We start from the raw sequence: 17,618 nt of genomic DNA on the forward strand, positions 1-17,618 counted from the left end.
GCTACGTCATGAGTAAGCGCGAGCGGAGCGAGCACGCAGCGGCAGGCCGCCACCCGGTCTCCGGCGCGCTCCCGACCGGAGGGTGGGCAGTGTGGCTCGACACGACCGGCTGTACCCGGAGCCGACGGGCGAGGTGCGCATGAGTCTGTCACTGCGCTTCGCCGCCGGATCGCACAAGGGCATGATCCGGGAGGGCAACGAGGACTCCGGTTACGCCGGTCCGCGCCTGCTCGCCATCGCCGACGGCATGGGTGGCCAGGCGGCGGGCGAGGTCGCGTCCTCCGAGGTGATCTCCACCCTGGTCACCCTCGACGACGACGTGCCCGGCTCCGACATCCTCACCTCCCTCGGTGTGGCCGTGCAGCGCGCCAACGACCAGCTGCGCTCCATGGTCGAGGAGGACCCCCAGCTGGAGGGCATGGGGACGACCCTCACCGCCCTGCTGTGGACCGGGCAGCGGCTCGGCCTGGTGCACGTCGGCGACTCGCGCGCGTACCTCCTCCGCGACGGCGTGCTCACGCAGATCACGCAGGACCACACCTGGGTGCAGCGCCTCGTCGACGAGGGCCGGATCACCGAGGAAGAGGCCACCACCCACCCGCAGCGCTCCCTGCTGATGCGCGCCCTCGGCAGCGGTGAGCACGTCGAGCCCGACCTGTCGGTCCGCGAGGTCAGGGCCGGCGACCGCTACCTGATCTGCTCCGACGGGCTGAGCGGGGTCGTCTCCCACCAGACGATGGAGGAGACCCTCGCCAGCTACCAGGGCCCGCAGGAGACCGTGCAGGAGCTGATCCAGCTCGCGCTGCGCGGCGGCGGCCCCGACAACATCACGGTCATCGTCGCCGACGTCCTCGACCTGGACACCGGTGACACCCTCGCCGGCCGGCTGTCCGACCAGCCGGTCGTGGTCGGCGCCGTCGCCGAGAACCAGCACCACCTGCACGACAACGGCATCATGCAGACGCCGGCCGGCCGCGCCTCCCATCTGGGCCGCCAGAGCCAGCGCGGCGGGGACGGCGAGTTCGGCCCGCCCGGCTCCGGCGACACCACCGGCTACGTCCCGGACGGCAGTTTCGACGACTACGCCGACGACGACTTCACCAAGCCGCGCGGGAGGCACCGGTGGCTGAAGAGATCGCTGTACGGCGTCCTCGCGCTCGCGGTCGTCGGCGGCGGCCTCTACGGCGGCTACCGCTGGACGCAGACGCAGTACTACGTCGGCGCCAACGCCGAGCACGTCGCGCTGTACCGCGGGATCAGCCAGGACCTGGCCTGGGTGTCGCTGTCGAAGGTGGAGCGGGACCACCCCGAGATCGAACTCAAGTACCTGCCGCCCTACCAGCAGAAGCAGGTGCGGGCCACGATCACGGAGAGCGGTCTCACGGACGCCCGGACGAAGGTCCAGGAACTGGCCGTACAGGCCTCCGCGTGCCGCAAGCAGGCCGAGCGCAAGGCCGCCGCGGAGGCGCGGAGCACCACGAGCGGCACCGGCAAGACCGGTGGCACCGGCAAGACAGGTGGCACCGGCACCGTGACGCACGCCGCCTTCACCAAGGCCTCCCCGTCAGCGACCGCGTCCCCGAACCCGTCGGCCTCGAAGCCGTCCCCGACGTCCCCTTCGAAGCCTCCGTCCACGTCCCCGTCCGCGACCCCCAGCCCCGGCCCCACTCTCTCGGAGGATGAGCAGAAGGTCGTCTCGCTGTGCGGTAAGCAGTAGGCAAGCCGTGAGAGGCCCTGTCACACGATGAGCGGTACCAATACCTCACCCCAGTCGACGCACCACACGTCCACGATCGGCGCGATCGGCGCCCCCAGCCGGCGCAACACCGAGCTGGCCCTGCTGGTGTTCGCCGTGGTCATCCCGGTGTTCGCCTACGCCAACGTGGGCCTGGCCATCGACGGCCAGGTCCCCACGGGCCTGCTGAGCTACGGGCTCGGACTGGGCCTGCTGGCCGCCGTCGCCCACCTCGGCGTCCGGAAGTTCGCGCCCTACGCCGACCCGCTGCTGCTGCCGCTGGCGACCCTGCTCAACGGGCTGGGGCTGGTGTGCATCTGGCGGCTGGACCAGTCGAAGCTGCTCCAGTCGCTGCCCCACTACTTCCAGGCCGCACCACGCCAGCTGCTGTACACGGCGCTGGGCATCGCGTTCTTCGTCGTCGTACTGATCTTCCTCAAGGACCACCGTGTCCTTCAGCGGTACACGTACATCTCGATGTTCGGTGCCCTCGTGCTGCTCATCCTGCCGCTCGTGCCGGGCCTCGGCGCCAACATCTACGGCGCCAAGATCTGGATCAACATCCCCGGTCTAGGGTCCCTCCAGCCCGGTGAGTTCGCGAAGATCGTGCTCGCGATCTTCTTCGCCGGTTACCTGATGGTGAAGCGGGACGCGCTGGCCCTGGCCAGCCGCCGCTTCATGGGGATCTACCTGCCGCGCGGCCGTGACCTCGGCCCGATCCTGGTCGTCTGGGCGATCTCGATCCTCATCCTGGTCTTCGAGACCGACCTCGGCACCTCGCTGCTGTTCTTCGGCATGTTCGTGATCATGCTGTACGTGGCCACCGAGCGGACCAGCTGGATCGTGTTCGGTCTGCTGATGTCCGCGGCGGGCGCGGTCGGTGTGGCGAGCATCGAGCCCCACGTGAAGAGCCGCGTCCAGGCCTGGCTCGACCCGATGAAGGAGTACACCCTCAGCCGCCAGGGCCAGGTCGGCCACTCCGACCAGCTCCAGCAGGCCCTGTGGGCGTTCGGCTCCGGCGGGACCCTCGGCACCGGCTGGGGCCAGGGCCACTCGGACCTGATCCGGTTCGCCGCGAACTCCGACTTCATCCTCGCCACCTTCGGCGAGGAGCTGGGCCTGGCCGGCATCATGGCGATCCTGCTGATCTACGGCCTGATCGTCGAACGCGGCGTACGCACCGCCCTCGCCGCCCGGGACCCGTTCGGCAAGCTGCTCGCCATCGGCCTCTCCGGTGCCTTCGCGCTCCAGGTGTTCGTCGTGTCCGGCGGTGTCATGGGCCTCATCCCGCTGACCGGTATGACCATGCCGTTCATGGCGTACGGCGGTTCCTCCGTGCTGGCGAACTGGGCGCTGATCGGCATCCTCATCCGCATCAGCGACACCGCCCGCCGCCCGGCACCCGCCCCCGCCGCCAACCCCGACGCCGAGATGACCCAGGTGGTCCGCCCGTCATGAACAAGCCCCTGCGCCGTATCGCGATCTTCTGCGGCCTCCTCGTGCTGACGCTGCTGCTGCGGGACAACTACCTCCAGTACGTCAGGGCCGACAAGCTCAAGGACGACCCGAACAACCGCCGGGTCACCATCGCCCGCTACGCCACCCCGCGCGGCGACATCGTCGTCGACGGCGACCCGATCACCGGGTCCAGCGCGGCACACAAGAGCGGCATCAACGACCTGAAGTACAAGCGGACCTACAAGAACGGCCCCATGTGGGCGCCGGTCACCGGGTACGCCTCGCAGGCCTTCGGCGCGACGCAGCTGGAGTCCATCGAGGACGGCATCCTCACCGGCGACGACGACCGGCTGTTCTTCCGCAAGACGCTGGACATGATCACCGGCAAGGAGCAGCAGGGCGGCAACGTCGTCACCACGCTCAACGCCGCCGCGCAGAAGGCCGCGTTCGACGGCCTGCGCAAGCAGGGCGGCAAGGGCGCGGTCGTCGCCCTGGAGCCGTCGACCGGCAAGATACTGGCGCTGGCCTCCTACCCGTCGTACGACCCCTCGTCCTTCGCGGGCAACACCGACGACGACGCGGCGGCCTGGAAGAAGCTCCAGAAGAAGTACAACCCGGCCGACCCGATGCTGAACCGGGCGCTGCGCGAGACCTACCCGCCGGGTTCCACCTTCAAGGTGGTCACCGCCGCGGCGGCGCTGGAGAACGGCAAGTACACCTCGGCCGACCAGCACACCGAGTCGCCGCTGCCGTGGACCATGCCGGGCACCACGACCCAGCTGAAGAACGAGGGCAACATCCCGTGCGAGAACGCGACCATGCGGGTCGCGCTCCAGTACTCCTGCAACACCGTCTTCGGCAAGATCGGCGCCGACCTCGGCAACGACAAGATGCTCGCCGAGGCGAAGAAGTTCGGCTTCGACTCCCAGCAGTTCACCCCGGTGCGGTCCAGCGCCTCGGTGTTCTCCGACGGCATGAACGCGTCGCAGACCGCGCTGTCCTCCATCGGTCAGTACAACACCGCGACCACCCCGCTCCAGATGGCGATGGTCGCCTCGGCGGTCGCCAACGACGGCAAGCTGATGAAGCCGTACATGGTCGACTCGTTGCAGTCCCCCACCCTGGACCCGGTCGCCAAGACGCAGCCGGAGGAGCTGAGCCGGCCGCTGTCGCCGCAGAACGCGCAGATCCTCCAGTCGATGATGGAGACGGTCGTCGACAAGGGCACCGGTACCCGCGCGAAGATCGACGGGGCGATCGTCGGCGGCAAGACCGGTACCGCCCAGCACGGTGTGGAGAACAGCGAGAACCCGTACGCGTGGTTCATCTCCTACGCCAAGCTGAGCGACCACAGCAGCCCGGTCGCCGTGGCGGTGGTCATCGAGGACGAGAGCGCCAACCGCGACGACATCTCCGGTGGCGGCCTGGCCGCGCCGATCGCGAAGAACGTCATGCAGGCGGTCATCAACTCCAAGAAGTGACCGCCCCGATCACCTGCCGGGTGACGCCGCTCACACCGTCTTCACATCGCCGCACGTTGCGGTACCGGTCCTGTATCGGGTTACGGGCTTGGCCAGGTCACACAGAGCGAGCCGGGTACGGTAGGCCCGGACGGCAGCCTCCGGCCGCGAGTGCGCGGCCGGGACCGACGGAGAGGGCTGGTAGGTAGCTATGGAAGAGCCGCGTCGCCTCGGCGGCCGGTACGAGCTGGGCCAGGTGCTCGGCCGCGGTGGCATGGCGGAGGTCTACCTCGCGCATGACACCCGCCTCGGCCGCACCGTGGCGGTGAAGACGCTGCGCGCGGACCTCGCGCGTGATCCGTCCTTCCAGGCCCGGTTCCGCCGGGAGGCCCAGTCGGCCGCCTCGCTCAACCATCCCGCGATCGTCGCGGTCTACGACACGGGCGAGGACTACATCGACGGGGTCTCCATCCCGTACATCGTGATGGAGTACGTCGACGGTTCCACGCTCCGCGAGCTCCTGCACTCCGGCCGCAAGCTGCTGCCCGAGCGCGCGATGGAGATGACCGTCGGCATCCTCCAGGGCCTGGAGTACGCGCACCGCAGCGGCATCGTGCACCGGGACATCAAGCCGGCCAACGTCATGCTGACCCGCAACGGCCAGGTCAAGGTGATGGACTTCGGCATCGCCCGGGCCATGGGCGACTCCGGGATGACCATGACCCAGACGGCCGCGGTGATCGGCACGGCCCAGTACCTCTCGCCGGAGCAGGCCAAGGGCGAGCAGGTCGACGCCCGGTCCGACCTCTATTCGACCGGGTGCCTGCTCTACGAGCTGCTGACGGTACGGCCGCCGTTCGTGGGCGACTCCCCCGTGGCCGTCGCCTACCAGCACGTGCGCGAGGAACCCCAGCCCCCGTCGGTCTTCGACCCCGAGATCACCCCCGAGATGGACGCCATCGTCCTGAAGGCGCTGGTCAAGGACCCCGACTACCGCTACCAGTCGGCCGACGAGATGCGCGCCGACATCGAGGCGTGCCTGGACGGCCAGCCGGTCGCGGCCACCGCGGCGATGAGCTCGGTGGGTTACGCCGGCTACCCCGACGACCAGGCCACGACGGCCCTGCGTTCGGACGCGGGCGCCGGCGCGACCAGCATGCTGCCGCCCATGAAACCCGACGACGGCGGCTACGGCTACGACGACCGCCCGGACCGCCGCCGTCAGCAGAAGAAGTCCCACACCTCCACGATCCTGCTCGTGGTGGCGGGCCTGCTGGTGCTGGTCGGCGCGATCCTGATCAGCAAGTACGCGTTCAGCGGCAAGGGCACGGACGACGACAAGGTGACCGTGCCGACGTTCGTCGGCCAGCCCGAGAAGACGGCCCGGAAGGAGGCCGACAACGTCGGCCTCCAGGTCTCGGTCAGCAAGAAGGAGTGCGCCGACCAGGCCACGGGCAACGTCTGCACCCAGAACCCGGACCCGGGCGGGAAGGTCGCCAAGGACACCACCGTCACCCTGGTGATCTCCACGGGCGCGCCGAAGGTGACCGTGCCGGACGTGCGCGGCGCCCAGTTCGACCAGGCGGAGGCCGAACTCCAGGCCAAGGGCTTCGACGTCGACAAGAAGACCCAGGTGTCGACCCGCACGCCCGGTGTCGTCATCACGCAGGACCCGGAGGCCGGGGCCAGCAAGGAGAAGGGCAGCACGATCACGCTCACGGTCGCCAAGGCCGAGGAGAAGATCACCGTGCCCGACGTCACCGGCAAGTCCTGCGACGAGGCGAAGGCCGTGCTCCAGGCCAAGGGTCTGGCACCGACCTGCAACGACACCGCGGTCACCGACCCCGCCCAGAACGGCAAGGTGCAGAACACCAACCCGGCGGCGGGCCAGCAGGTCGTCAAGAACACCAACGTGGTGATCAACGTCGGCAAGGCGGCGGAACAGCAGAAGACGCAGGTCCCGGACGTCCGTGGCCGCACGGTCGCCGTGGCCCGGCAACTGCTGAACGCCGCGGGCTTCACCAACATCCAGTTCGCCGGCGGCAGCGACAGCAGTGACACCGCGATCGTCGCCGCCCAGGACCCGAAGCAGAACGACCAGGTCGACGATCCGGGGAACACCACCGTCACCCTGACGACGCTGGGCTTCGGCAACAACAACGGCGGCAACGGGAACGGTGGCGGGAACGGCAACGGCGGCGGGGACAACGGCGGCACGAACTTCTTCGGCGGCGTCACCGGCTGACGCCCCCTCGCCCGTCCGTGGGCCCCTGCCGGGAACATCCCGGCAGGGGCCCACGTCGTTCCGGGCGGTCCCGGGAGGGGTCAGCGCAGTTCCGCGGGCGGGGTGCGGCGGGCGTCGACCTTCTGCACCCGGACCAGTTCGCCCCAGACGACGTAGCGGTAGCGCGAGGTGTAGACGGGGGTGCAGGTCGTCAGGGTGATGTAGTGGCCGGCCTTCTTGCGGCCGGACTCCCTGGGCACGGACGACAGGACCTTGACGTTGTACTTCGAGGTCTCGGGGAGGACCGAGTAGACCTTGTACACGTACCAGTCGTCCCGGGTCTCGAAGACGACCGGGTCGCCCACACGCACCTTGTCGATGTTGTGGAACTTGGCGCCGTGGCCGTCGCGGTGGGCGGCGAGCGCGAAGTTGCCGGTCTTGCCGGTGGTGGGGAGCGCGGACCTGACCGGGTCCGTGTAGTAGCCGGCCACGCCGTTGTCGAGGATGTCCGTGCCGGTGCCCTTCTCGACCAGCACCTCGCCGTTGCGCATCGCCGGCACGTGCAGGAAGCCGATGCCGTCCTTGGTGTCGAGCGCGCCCGGGCGGCTGTCCTGGTGCTGCGCCCAGTGCTCGCGGACCCGGTCGGCCTGCCGGTCCGCCTTGCGGTCCGCTATGACGTTGGTCCACCACAGCGAGTAGACGACGAACAGGCCCAGCAGGACGCCCGCCGTGATGAGGAGTTCACCGAAGAAGCTGACCGCCTTGGCGACGCGGCCGGGGCGCCGGCCGCGCGCGGCCGGGTCCGGATCCGGTCCGGACGCGTCGGTGGTGTCTTCGGTCTCGTCGGTGGTCGCTGCCACAGTTCCTCTGCCCTTACTCGATGAGCCCTACTCGATGAGCGCGTCCGGCTTGCCCTCGCTGCGCGGGCGTTGCTCGACCATCTTGCCCCAGACGATCAGCCGGTACTTGCTGGTGAACTCCGGCGTGCAGGTGGTGAGGGTGATGTAGCGGCCGGGCCGGGTGAACCCCGAGCCCGGCGGGACGGGGTCCAGCACGCTGGTGTTCGACGGAGGGGTCACCGGGAGCATCGAGGTCACCTTGTACACGAAGTACGTGTCCTGCGTCTCGACGACGACCGCGTCACCGGCCTTGAGCCGGTTGATGTACCGGAACGGCTCACCGTGGGTGTTGCGGTGCGCGGCGAGACCGAAGTTGCCGGTCCGGGCGTCGGGCATGGCCGTCCTCAGCGCGCTGTTCCCGCCGTAGTGCCCGACCATGCCCTTGTCCAGGACCTTGTCGTTGCTGACGCCCTCCGCGATGGGCGCCACCACGTCGAGGGCGGGGATGTGCAGGATGGCGAAGCCCTGGCCGGGTTCGAAGGCGCCCGGTGTGCGCTTGCCGCTGGCCCAGTCGTCCTGGAGCTGGTGCGTCTCGCTGCCGGCCTGGGCGTGCGCGCGGACGTTGGTCCACCACAGCTGGTAGGTGACGAACAGCAGCATCAGCACGCCGGTGGTGATGAACACCTCGCCGAGCGCCCGGCTCACCAGGACGGCCGGGCCGGGTCTGCGCGCCTTGGCCTGCCGCCGGGCCTCGACCCGGGACCGCGGGCGCTCCGGGTCCCGTTCCGCCGGGACGGCCGCCGCCGCCCGGTCCCGGCTCCCGCCGTGCCGCCCGCCGCGGCGCTTGGCGGCCTTTCTGCGGGCCGCCCGGCCGCCCGGTGTGACGCCGGTGGCCGAAGGGGCCGGCGAGGCCCCAGACGGGCCCTGGGGCGCGTTGTGGGGGCCGGGGCGCGTCGGCGGCGGGATCCGCAGCGCCATCGTCTCCGCGTCGGCGGGGGGCGGCGTCGCTGCCCGGCCCTCGCCCCACGGCGTCCCCGCCGCGGTCAGCCGGGGCATCGGGGCCGTCGGCGGATCGACCCGGCGTCCGGTGTGCCGCCGCGCTCCGCCGGAGGACTCGTACGGCCTGCCGCCGCCGTTCGTGTCCTCGCGCTCGGGGCGCAGCGCGGTCACGCCGTGGCCCTGCCCACCACCGGGGCGAGCCCCGCCGATCTGGCCACGGCGTCCTGGTCGCCGCACTCGGCGAGCCAGTTGGCCAGCATCCGGTGGCCGTGCTCGGTGAGCACCGACTCGGGATGGAACTGCACGCCCTCCACCGGGAGTTCGCGGTGGCGCAGGCCCATGATGATGCCGTCGTGCGTGCGGGCCGTCACCTCCAGCTCGGCCGGGACGGTCGCCGGCTCGGCGGCCAGGGAGTGGTAGCGGGTCGCCGTGAAGGGGGAGGGCAGGCCCGCGAAGACGCCCTTGCCCCCGTGCTCGACCGGCGAGGTCTTGCCGTGCAGCAGCTCGGGCGCCCGGTCGACCACGCCGCCGTAGGCCACCTGCATGGACTGCATGCCGAGGCAGACACCGAAGACGGGCACGCCGGTGGCGGCGCAGTGGCGGACCATGTCCACGCACACACCGGCCTCCTGGGGTGTCCCGGGGCCGGGCGAGAGCAGCACCCCGTCGAAACCGTCCCCGGCGTGCGCGGTCGACACCTCGTCGTTGCGCAGTACCTCGCACTCGGCGCCGAGCTGGTACAGGTACTGGACGAGGTTGAAGACGAAGCTGTCGTAGTTGTCGACGACGAGAATCCGCGCACTCACTGGTTGTCCACCGTCACATCGTTGAAGGGCAGCAGCGGCTCGGCCCAGGGGAAGACGTACTGGAACAGGACGTAGACCACGGCCAGGACCAGTACGAGGGAGACGAAGGCCCTCAGCCACGCGTTACCCGGCAGATGCCGCCAGATCCAGCCGTACATGCCGTCCCCTGCCGTCCCTTCCGTGTTCCCTACGGCACCAGACCCACGCCGTGCGTACCAGACTAGCGGCGCGGCGGCCCCGGTTCCGCTGCCTTCCGCGGACCCGGTGGGAGCCGTGCGCCCCCACCGGGGACCCGGGCGCGGGCCGGTCAGCGCACGGGTCGGGCGTAGTGCAGGTCCACCGTGCCGGAGTAACCCGGAAGGGTCACCGTCCCGTCGTCGGTGACCTTCCAGCCGAGACCGTAGACGTTGACGTACACCATGTAGGTCTGGATCGCCTTGCTCGCCGCGAGCGCCGCCTTGAGCCGTCCCGGGTCGCCGACCGCCGTGATCCGGTACGGCGGCGAGTAGACGCGGCCCTGGAGGATCAGGGTGTTGCCGACGCAGCGCACCGCGCTGGTGGAGATCAGCCGCTGGTCCATGACCTTGATGCCCCGGGCGCCGCCCTGCCACAGCGCGTTGACCACGGCCTGGAGGTCCTGCTGGTGGATGACCAGGTAGTCGGGCTGGGGCTCGGGGTAACCGGGGAGCTTGGCGGTGGCGTTGGGCGGGGCGTCGTTGAGGGTGACGGTGACGGCCCTGCCGGTGAGTTCGCGGGTGCCCGCGTCGTTCTCCAGGGCGCCGAGCTTGCGGTCCTCCGCCCTGGTGCTGCCGTCGTCGCTCTCGGCCAGCGACTCCACGCCGGCACGCAGGGCCCCGTTGGACTCGTCGAGCCCCTTGTTCTTGCGGCTGCGCTGCTGGATCAGGTCGGACAGCTTCAGCAGGGAGCCGTCCTGCCGGATGTCGGTGCCCCTGGCGGTGTCGAAGCTGGTGAAGAAGATGAGCCCGGCCAGGGCGAAGACGGCCGCCGTCAGGATCCGCACCGGTCGCAGGCGTGGCCGGCGGGCCGGGCCGGGGCCCGTTGATCCCGTCCCGGGAAAGTCGGCAGAATTGCTCAACGTACCCTTATCTCCTTCGGCGCCACGGAAGCACTACGCTAACGGACGCCCGGGGGAGCACACAGAGTCGTCATGTCGGCCCCTTGTACGCTGCCCGAGCCCGACCCAGTTCTCTGCGCGGCCACGCAGCGCATCGACAGGAGAGACCCTCGTGCCGAAGTCACGTATCCGCAAGAAGGCCGACTACACGCCGCCCACGGCGAAGCAGGCGCAGGCCATCAAGCTCACCAACAGTGCCTGGGTCGCACCGGTCATGCTGGCCATGTTCCTGATCGGTCTGGCCTGGATCGTCGTCTTCTACGTGACCGACGGGTCGCTGCCGATCGACAGCCTGGACAACTGGAACATCGTGGTCGGCTTCGGTTTCATCGCCGCCGGCTTCGGTGTCTCCACCCAGTGGAAGTGACGGCGGTCCGCCCGTAGCCGGCGCCGCGGTCCGCCCGGGCCGCGGCAGCTCTGCCCACGGCTATCCACTGAGTTATCCACAGCCGTTTTCCACAGTGGGGAAAAAGAACGACGATCTGTGGATAACCCGTCGGGTGTTGACGCCGGTGTGACTGGCCGGCGATCACCCGGACATGCGTTCGCCCCCTGACCCACCTGCGGAAACACATCCGAGCGGCAGGGGGCACAGCTGTGCCCGCACAGCGTGCACAGCGTTCGACACCCTCTGTGGACAACGGTTCGGTAGCCGGGTGTTCGCGAGGCCCGGTCAGCCGAGCTGCGCGCTCCTGACCAGCACCAGCGCCAGCGACACCACCAGGACGGCGGCACAGGTGCCGTACTGCACCAGGGCCCGCCTCTCCCTCGGGGCGTGCACCATCGCGAACCCCGTCACGACACCGGCGACCAGACCGCCGATGTGCGCCTGCCAGGCGATGTTGCCGAAGCCGAACGTGAAGACCAGGTTGATCGCCAGCATGGCGATCACCGGCCGCATGTCGTAGTTCAGCCGGCGCATCAGCACGGCGGTCGCGCCGAAGAGCCCGAAGATCGCCCCGGAGGCACCGAGTGACGCGGTCGTGGGCGAGGCGATCAGATAGGTGAGCGCGCCGCCGGCCAGCCCGGAGACGAAGTACACCGCCAGGTAGCGGGCCCGGCCCAGGGCCGCCTCGAGGGGGCCGCCGACCCACCACAGGCTCAGCATGTTGAAGCCGATGTGCCAGTACTGCTCGTGCGCGAACATCGACGTCACGAAGCGGTACCACTCGCCGTCGGCGACCCCCATGGTCGGCGTGAACGGCCTGGGCGGCCACTGGCCGATCAGGACGAGGTGCTCCAGGAGCGACCGGTCGGCCTGGACGGCGACGAACACCGCGAGGTTGATCCCGATGAGGATCTTGGTCAGCAGCCGGGGGTCGGACGTGACCGCGCCGCCGGCGAGCGTCCGCGGCCGGGACGCCCGGGGCGCGTGCCCGGTACCGGAACCGCCGCGGGCGCATTCCGGACACTGGAAGCCGACCGAGGCGCTGACCATGCACTCCGGGCAGATGGGGCGTTCGCACCGGGTGCAGCGCACGCCGGTCTCACGGTCCGGGTGCCGGTAGCACACGGCCGCGCTCCCGGCGTCCTGTGCGCTGCCTGCGGCCTGCTCCATCGGGTCCCCTTGGTCGTCGTGTCCCTGCCTGACGGCACTATCCTGCCCCGTTCATCCTTACGGACGGGCCGCGCGGTTGGTTCCCGCGGGCGGTTTCCCGGGAAGGCTGAGGTTTTCCGGGGAGGAGGGGACCGATGCGGGACGGGCACGGACGCGGGGCGGAGCCACCCACCGGGCCGCGCTCAGTCCCCGTGCGTCCCGATGACCACGGTCTTGATGACGACGTCCTCCAGCGGGCGGTCGTCGCGTCCGGTCGGCACGTTCGCGATGGCGTCGACGACCTTCCGCCCGGCCGGCCCGGTCACCTCGCCGAAGATGGTCCGCTTGCCGTTCAGCCAGGTGCTCGGGGTGACCGTGATGAAGAACTGCGAGCCGTTGGTGCCCGGCCCCGCGTTGGCCATGGCCATCAGGTACGGCACGTTGAAGGACAGGTCGGGGTGGCACTCGTCCTCGAAGCCGTAGCCGGGGCCGCCGATGCCGTTGCCCAGGGGATCACCGCCCTGGATCATGAAGCCGCTGATGACGGAGTGGAAGACCGTGCCGTCGTAGAGCCGGTCGCGGCTCTTCTCACCGGTACGGGGGTGTGTCCACTCGCGTTCGCCCCGGGCCAGTTCGACGAAGTTCCGCACCGTGACCGGAGCGTAGTGCGGGAAGAGCCGCACCCCGATGTCGCCGAGGGTGGTCTTCAGGGTGGCATACAGGTGCTCAGCCACGGGGTGCCTTCCGTCGTCGTGCGCTGCGACGACTCGATCCTTGCACGGCCCCGCCCGCGCGTCGCCGCACGGCCGCGACTTCCGCCGGGAGAGGGTTGTCGGCACCCGTATGCGCGTCCGCGCATGCTGGGCCCGCCGTCGACAGGCATGATCCGTAAAAGGGTGGAAAGTCGAATTACCGTACGCCACCGAGGAGGAGGAACCCGTGACCCGCATCGAGAGCGTGCGCGCCGCGACCGGTTCGGCGAAGGACAGCGTGCTGCACGCCGCGGAAGTGGTGGCGCCCTACGCCGACACGGCCAAGGAGCGAGCCTCGCATTATGCGCAGGAGGCACGCGTACGGCTGGCGCCCGTGGTGACGCAGGCCGCCGAACAGGCCCGCGTGCAGTACGACGCCCGGCTCGCCCCACGTGTGGAGCAGGCACTGACACACGTACCGCCGAAGGTCGACCAGGCCGCGCACGAGGCCGCCGCACTCACCCGCAAGGCGGCCCGGCAGGCCGCCGACTACTCGCTCCCCCGGATCGAGCAGGCCGTTGCCGCGACCGCCCCGGTGCGCGACGAGGCCGCCGCACGCGGCGCCGCCGCCCTGGCCGCGCTGCGCGGCCAGGTCTCGGCCCAGCAGATCCAGAAGCTGGCCCGGCGCAACGAACGGCGCTCCCGGACCGGCCGCACCGTCAGGACGCTGGTGATCATCGGCGTCGTCGCGGGCGGCGCGTTCGCCGCGTGGAAGTGGTGGGACAAGCAGGCCAACCCCGACTGGCTGGTCGAACCGTCCGCGGCGACGGAGGTCCCCGACGCGGGTCACCTCAGCTCCGTGGACGGCACGGGCACCGCGCCGCTCGACCCCGAGGTCGAGGCCAAGCAGGCGCAGGACGAGCGGACGAACCCCGACGACCAGCCCTGACCCCCCGCGGCCCCCACCGCACCCGACGAACCCCTCCGGACCCGCGAACGAGCGGACCGGAGGGGTTCGTCATGTCCACGGCGGATCGGCCCTGAGCGCGAAAGAGCCCCTCCGACCTGCGTTCGTGCAGGTCGGAGGGGCTCTCGGGGTGTGGAGCCTAGGGGAGTCGAACCCCTGACATCCGCCATGCAAAGACGGCGCTCTACCAACTGAGCTAAGGCCCCGGGAAGCAGCGACCGGCCGGGAGAAGCTCGTTCCGGCGGGCGCCGCAGACCAGAGTACCGGGTCACCCCCCGTATCCCGCAAAAAGATTGGGGGTCCCCGCGGATGACCACTCTCCGTAGGATGCACGACGTGGTTCGCTACAGCGAACCGCGGTTTTCAGGGGAAGCGATGGGGAGACGCAATGGACGCCGCACAGCAGGAAGCCACCACGAGAGCGCGGGAGCTCCAGCGGAATTGGTACGGAGAGCCGTTGGGGGCGCTCTTCCGTAAGCTCATCGACGATCTCGGGCTGAACCAGGCCCGGCTCGCGGCGGTGCTGGGCCTGTCCGCCCCGATGCTCTCGCAGCTGATGAGCGGCCAGCGCGCGAAGATCGGCAACCCCGCGGTGGTGCAGCGGGTGCAACTGCTCCAGGAGCTGGCGGCCCAGGTCGCGGACGGCAGTGTCAGCGCCGCCGAGGCGACCGAGCGCATGGACGAGATCAGGAAGTCCCAGGGAGGCTCCGTGCTGAGCAACACCACGCATACCACGGGCAGTTCCGGCGCCCCCACGGTCAAGCGCGTCGTCCGCGAGATCCAGTCGCTGCTCCGTTCGGTGGCCGCCGCGGGCGACATCATCGACGCCGCGGAGACCCTCGCCCCGAGCCACCCCGAGCTGGCCGAGTTCCTCCGCGTCTACGGTGCCGGCCGCACCTCCGACGCCGTCGCGCACTACCAGGCGCACCAGAACTGACGGGGCGGCCCGCGCCACCGGGCCGGGCGGGGCGGCCGGGGCGCGTTTCCCCCGCCGCGTGGGTAGGGAAGGGGAGCGGGGGGCACGGGGGCCCACAGGGCCAGGGGGAGGAGCGGCGGCTGTCATGGGTGAGGTCTTCGCCGGCCGGTACGAACTGGCCGACCCGATCGGGCGCGGTGGTGTGGGCGCCGTCTGGCGGGCCTGGGACCACCGCCGGCGGCGTTACGTGGCCGCCAAGGTCCTCCAGCAGCGCGACGCCCACTCCCTGCTCCGCTTCGTCCGCGAGCAGGCCCTGCGCATCGACCACCCGCACGTCCTCGCCCCGGCCAACTGGGCCGCCGAGGACGACAAGGTGCTGTTCACCATGGAGTTGGTCGGCGGCGGCTCCCTGGTCCGCCTGGTGGGCGACTACGGGCCCCTCCCGCCGGTGTTCGTGTGCACCCTGCTCGACCAGTTGCTGTCGGGGCTCGCCGCCGTGCACGCCGAGGACGTCATCCACCGGGACATCAAGCCCGCCAACGTGCTGCTGGAGGCCACCGGTACGGGCCGGCCGCGGCTGCGGCTGTCCGACTTCGGCATCGCCATGCGGCTGGGCGAGCCCCGGCTGACGGAGACCAACCTCGTGGTGGGCACGCCCGGTTACCTCGCCCCGGAGCAGCTGCTGGGCGCCGAACCCGACTTCACCGCCGACCTGTTCGCGGTCGGCCTGGTCGCCCTTTACCTGCTCGAGGGCGCCAAGCCCGACGCCAAGGCGCTCGTGCAGTACTTCGTGGAACACGGGACGCCGGGTGCGCCCCAGAGCGTCCCGGAACCGCTCTGGCAGATCGTCGCCACGCTCCTCCAGCCCGACCCCGCGGACCGTTTCCGCACGGCCACGGGGGCGCGCAAGGCGCTGGCCGACGCCGCGCGACTCCTGCCGGAGCCGGGCCCGGACGACGAAGTCATCGAGATCTTCGACCAACTCGGCCCGCTGCCCCCCGGCTTCGGACCCGGCGGCCCCCTCGTCCGGGCCTCCGGCCTGGCCCTGGAGGCGGTCCCGGGCACGGGTGCGCGGACGATCCCGTGGGTGGGCCGTCCGTCGGTTCCCGCGGGCGGTGCCGGTCCCGGCGCGTGGCACGGGACCCCGCCGACGGCAACCGGCCCGACCGGCACCGGTACGACGGGTACGGGTACGACAGGCACCGGCTCCCTCTCGGACACCGGCAGCTTCCGCCTGCCGCCTCCCCGGCAGCCCCCGGGACCGGATCCGCGGACCGGCACCGGCTCCGCCGCGTACACCACCCCCGACCCCCTGGCACCGCCCCGGACGCCTCCCCCGCCCGCGCGGCCCGCCCGGGGCCGCCGCGGTCGGCGCGCGGCCCGCCGTCCCGGCCCCCCGGCCCGTGTCGCGCTCCCGTTGCTGCTGCTGGCGCTCGTCCTCTACGCGGTCGGCTTCTGGGCGTTGATCCGGCGCTGAGCCCGCCGGGCCAGCACCGTCCAGCCGCCGAGGAACAGCAGCAGCGCGGTGCCCCCGCCGATCCCGCCGACGGCGACCAGGGTCGTCGCGCGGCCACCGCCGCCCCCGCCGGCCCCGGTCAGCGCGGCCGTCCGCTCCTGACCGGTGACCGTGAGGACGCCGTCGGGCACGGGCCGCCCGGCGTACCCCGGCCCCGGGTGCGCCCGTCCGCCCACCCGGACCCGCAGGGTCACCTCGAACGGTCCCGGTCCGAACGTGGCCGCCATCCGCGCGCTGAGGTGCAGCACCAGGTAGTACTCGCCGGCGAAGCGGACGGAGGTCACCGCGGTGGGTACGGCGTACCGGTTGGCGTACTCCACCGGTGGCAGCGGCTGGAGGGGGGCGGGCGCGGCGGTGCCGGTGTAGCCGACGGAGGCGTCGTCGACGTACCCGCGTACGGGGTTGTACAGGGAGAGGTCGAGGGCGCCGCCGACGTAGCCGTGCCCGGGGGAGACGCCGAGGCCGGCGGAGGCGTACAGCTGCCGGCCCCAGTCGAGCGGCACCTTGTAGAAACGGGTCTGCCCGGGTTCCAGGCGGGTCCGCCAGACGCCCTCGCCGAGCGGTCGCGCGGCGGTGAAGCCGGCACCGCCGACGCGGTCGCGGGGCTCGGCGGTGGGGGGAGCGGGGGTGGCGGAGTCCCAGGCCCGTGGGGCGGTGGTGGCGCCGGTACGGGCCAGGGCCGGTTCCGTCGCGGGCGCGATCTCCAGGTCCCACGCGCCGGCCGCGGCCGCGGTGCCGGTCCCCTGGGCGTCGAGGCGTTCGACCAGGAGGTAGTACGTGCCGGCGCCCCGGCACAGCGCCTTCCCGGCCTCCCGCTGGCCGAGGGCCGTGACCGGGCGCGGGCTGAGCCCGGCGCCGAAGCGGGCGGAGGCGTACGAGCAGGACGTGCCGTGCGCGTCCCTGACCGAGACCCGGATGCCGTCGGTGGCGGAGACGGTGGCGTCCGCCGGCGGGACGGCGGTGACGGGGACGTACGCGGTGTCCCCGGCGGCCAGCGTGAACCGGTAGTACAGCCTGCCGTCACGCCGGAGGGTGTCGCGGTAGGTGCGCCCGGGGTCCAGTACGGCGGCCCCGGCGGTGTTCGGCGCGCCCGCCACCACGCGGGCGCCCGGGGTGAAGGCGTACGGTCCCGGACGGGCCCCGGCCGCCACCGCCGGCGGCGCGGCCGGCAGGAGCACGGCGACGGCGCAGACGGCCGCCAGGAGCACGGGGACGGCACGGGCGACTCGCGGGAACAGGACGCGGGCGCGGGCGACCGGCAGGAACGAGGCGCGGGCGCCCGGTGGCACGGGGGCGGTACGGCCACCCGCCGCACCGCGCCCACCGGCGCCCCG

At 71.4% G+C, this 17,618-nt stretch carries 16 protein-coding genes and 1 tRNA gene; 8 read left to right on the forward strand and 9 right to left on the reverse strand.

The genetic code is table 11. The annotated features are described in order from the left end of the window. The first annotated feature begins 139 nt into the window (after positions 1 to 139). From ACIQVT_RS23345 to pknB, 4 genes are all read left to right on the forward strand, one after another. Positions 140 to 1,717: a Stp1/IreP family PP2C-type Ser/Thr phosphatase gene (locus ACIQVT_RS23345; RefSeq protein WP_403757741.1), complete on the forward strand. Its 1,578-nt coding sequence runs from the start codon at positions 140 to 142 to the stop codon at positions 1,715 to 1,717. Between the two features lie 27 nt (positions 1,718 to 1,744). After that, positions 1,745 to 3,193 carry an FtsW/RodA/SpoVE family cell cycle protein gene (locus tag ACIQVT_RS23350; protein WP_403757124.1) on the forward strand — a complete coding sequence of 483 codons (1,449 nt, stop codon included), beginning with the start codon at positions 1,745 to 1,747 and terminating at the stop codon, positions 3,191 to 3,193. Next, the gene (locus tag ACIQVT_RS23355) at positions 3,190 to 4,674 is read left to right on the forward strand and encodes a peptidoglycan D,D-transpeptidase FtsI family protein (protein ID WP_403757128.1); all 1,485 of its coding nucleotides are present in this window, start codon (positions 3,190 to 3,192) and stop codon (positions 4,672 to 4,674) included. Before ACIQVT_RS23350 ends, ACIQVT_RS23355 begins: the two co-directional genes overlap by 4 nt. A 190-nt stretch (positions 4,675 to 4,864) precedes the next feature. Then, entirely contained in the window at positions 4,865 to 6,898 is a 2,034-nt protein-coding gene (gene pknB / locus ACIQVT_RS23360; protein ID WP_403757131.1) for a Stk1 family PASTA domain-containing Ser/Thr kinase, read from the forward strand. 80 nt (positions 6,899 to 6,978) lie between these two features. On the opposite strand, the gene ACIQVT_RS23365 is transcribed toward pknB, so the two are convergent. The 5 genes from ACIQVT_RS23365 to ACIQVT_RS23385 form a co-directional block, all read right to left on the reverse strand. Then, the gene (locus ACIQVT_RS23365; protein ID WP_403757134.1) at positions 6,979 to 7,737 is read right to left on the reverse strand and encodes a class E sortase; all 759 of its coding nucleotides are present in this window, start codon (positions 7,735 to 7,737) and stop codon (positions 6,979 to 6,981) included. 27 nt (positions 7,738 to 7,764) lie between these two features. After that, on the reverse strand, positions 7,765 to 8,886 hold the full coding sequence (locus ACIQVT_RS23370) for a class E sortase (RefSeq protein ID WP_403757137.1): 1,122 nt from the start codon (positions 8,884 to 8,886) through the stop codon (positions 7,765 to 7,767). Then, a complete protein-coding gene (locus tag ACIQVT_RS23375) occupies positions 8,883 to 9,521 on the reverse strand; it encodes an aminodeoxychorismate/anthranilate synthase component II (RefSeq protein WP_403757140.1) in 639 nt (212 codons plus the stop codon). The genes ACIQVT_RS23370 and ACIQVT_RS23375 overlap by 4 nt, the downstream gene beginning before the upstream one ends. Beyond that, complete coding sequence (locus ACIQVT_RS23380) at positions 9,518 to 9,679, reverse strand: hypothetical protein (RefSeq protein ID WP_403757143.1); 162 nt, start codon at positions 9,677 to 9,679, stop codon at positions 9,518 to 9,520. Before ACIQVT_RS23380 ends, ACIQVT_RS23375 begins: the two co-directional genes overlap by 4 nt. 149 nt (positions 9,680 to 9,828) lie before the next feature. Then, complete coding sequence (locus ACIQVT_RS23385) at positions 9,829 to 10,617, reverse strand: DUF881 domain-containing protein (protein WP_403757146.1); 789 nt, start codon at positions 10,615 to 10,617, stop codon at positions 9,829 to 9,831. A 151-nt stretch (positions 10,618 to 10,768) separates the two neighbouring features. Here ACIQVT_RS23385 and crgA point away from each other — a divergent pair, with 151 nt between their 5' ends. Further along, positions 10,769 to 11,023, forward strand: a complete 255-nt coding sequence (gene crgA / locus ACIQVT_RS23390; protein WP_392197588.1) for a cell division protein CrgA — start codon at positions 10,769 to 10,771, stop codon at positions 11,021 to 11,023. Positions 11,024 to 11,329: 306 nt separating this feature from the next. Here the strand turns inward: crgA and ACIQVT_RS23395 are convergent, their stop codons facing one another. Next, positions 11,330 to 12,214, reverse strand: coding sequence for a rhomboid family intramembrane serine protease (locus tag ACIQVT_RS23395; RefSeq protein ID WP_403757149.1), 885 nt, complete (start codon positions 12,212 to 12,214; stop codon positions 11,330 to 11,332). Between the two features lie 182 nt (positions 12,215 to 12,396). Then, positions 12,397 to 12,927, reverse strand: coding sequence for a peptidylprolyl isomerase (locus tag ACIQVT_RS23400; protein WP_403757152.1), 531 nt, complete (start codon positions 12,925 to 12,927; stop codon positions 12,397 to 12,399). A 205-nt stretch (positions 12,928 to 13,132) separates the two neighbouring features. On the opposite strand from ACIQVT_RS23400, the gene ACIQVT_RS23405 reads away from it, so the two are divergent. Continuing rightward, positions 13,133 to 13,834, forward strand: coding sequence for a DUF5324 family protein (locus ACIQVT_RS23405; protein WP_403757157.1), 702 nt, complete (start codon positions 13,133 to 13,135; stop codon positions 13,832 to 13,834). A gap of 151 nt (positions 13,835 to 13,985) precedes the next feature. Here ACIQVT_RS23405 and ACIQVT_RS23410 read toward each other — a convergent pair. Continuing rightward, a tRNA-Ala gene (locus ACIQVT_RS23410) sits at positions 13,986 to 14,058 on the reverse strand. Between the two features lie 182 nt (positions 14,059 to 14,240). On the opposite strand from ACIQVT_RS23410, the gene ACIQVT_RS23415 reads away from it, so the two are divergent. Beyond that, the gene (locus ACIQVT_RS23415) at positions 14,241 to 14,789 is read left to right on the forward strand and encodes a helix-turn-helix domain-containing protein (RefSeq protein WP_403757160.1); all 549 of its coding nucleotides are present in this window, start codon (positions 14,241 to 14,243) and stop codon (positions 14,787 to 14,789) included. A gap of 124 nt (positions 14,790 to 14,913) precedes the next feature. Further along, positions 14,914 to 16,245, forward strand: a complete 1,332-nt coding sequence (locus ACIQVT_RS23420; RefSeq protein ID WP_403757163.1) for a serine/threonine-protein kinase — start codon at positions 14,914 to 14,916, stop codon at positions 16,243 to 16,245. Here the strand turns inward: ACIQVT_RS23420 and ACIQVT_RS23425 are convergent. Continuing rightward, positions 16,209 to 17,573, reverse strand: a complete 1,365-nt coding sequence (locus tag ACIQVT_RS23425; protein ID WP_403757166.1) for a hypothetical protein — start codon at positions 17,571 to 17,573, stop codon at positions 16,209 to 16,211. The genes ACIQVT_RS23420 and ACIQVT_RS23425 overlap by 37 nt on opposite strands. Between the last annotated feature and the right edge of the window lie 45 nt (positions 17,574 to 17,618).

This window comes from Streptomyces sp. NPDC100445 (genome assembly GCF_044759735.1).
In the GTDB taxonomy this organism is placed as follows: domain Bacteria; phylum Actinomycetota; class Actinomycetes; order Streptomycetales; family Streptomycetaceae; genus Streptomyces.

Bases quoted from the DNA above. Each gene is read 5' to 3' on its own strand.
- ACIQVT_RS23380 (WP_403757143.1), bottom strand. From the start codon at position 9,679: ATGTACGGCTGGATCTGGCGGCATCTGCCGGGTAACGCGTGGCTGAGG.
- ACIQVT_RS23345 (WP_403757741.1), top strand. From the start codon at position 140: ATGAGTCTGTCACTGCGCTTCGCCGCCGGATCGCACAAGGGCATGATC.
- ACIQVT_RS23420 (WP_403757163.1), top strand. From the start codon at position 14,914: ATGGGTGAGGTCTTCGCCGGCCGGTACGAACTGGCCGACCCGATCGGG.
- ACIQVT_RS23415 (WP_403757160.1), top strand. From the start codon at position 14,241: ATGGACGCCGCACAGCAGGAAGCCACCACGAGAGCGCGGGAGCTCCAG.
- ACIQVT_RS23355 (WP_403757128.1), top strand. From the start codon at position 3,190: ATGAACAAGCCCCTGCGCCGTATCGCGATCTTCTGCGGCCTCCTCGTG.
- ACIQVT_RS23350 (WP_403757124.1), top strand. From the start codon at position 1,745: ATGAGCGGTACCAATACCTCACCCCAGTCGACGCACCACACGTCCACG.
- pknB (WP_403757131.1), top strand. From the start codon at position 4,865: ATGGAAGAGCCGCGTCGCCTCGGCGGCCGGTACGAGCTGGGCCAGGTG.
- ACIQVT_RS23395 (WP_403757149.1), bottom strand. From the start codon at position 12,214: ATGGAGCAGGCCGCAGGCAGCGCACAGGACGCCGGGAGCGCGGCCGTG.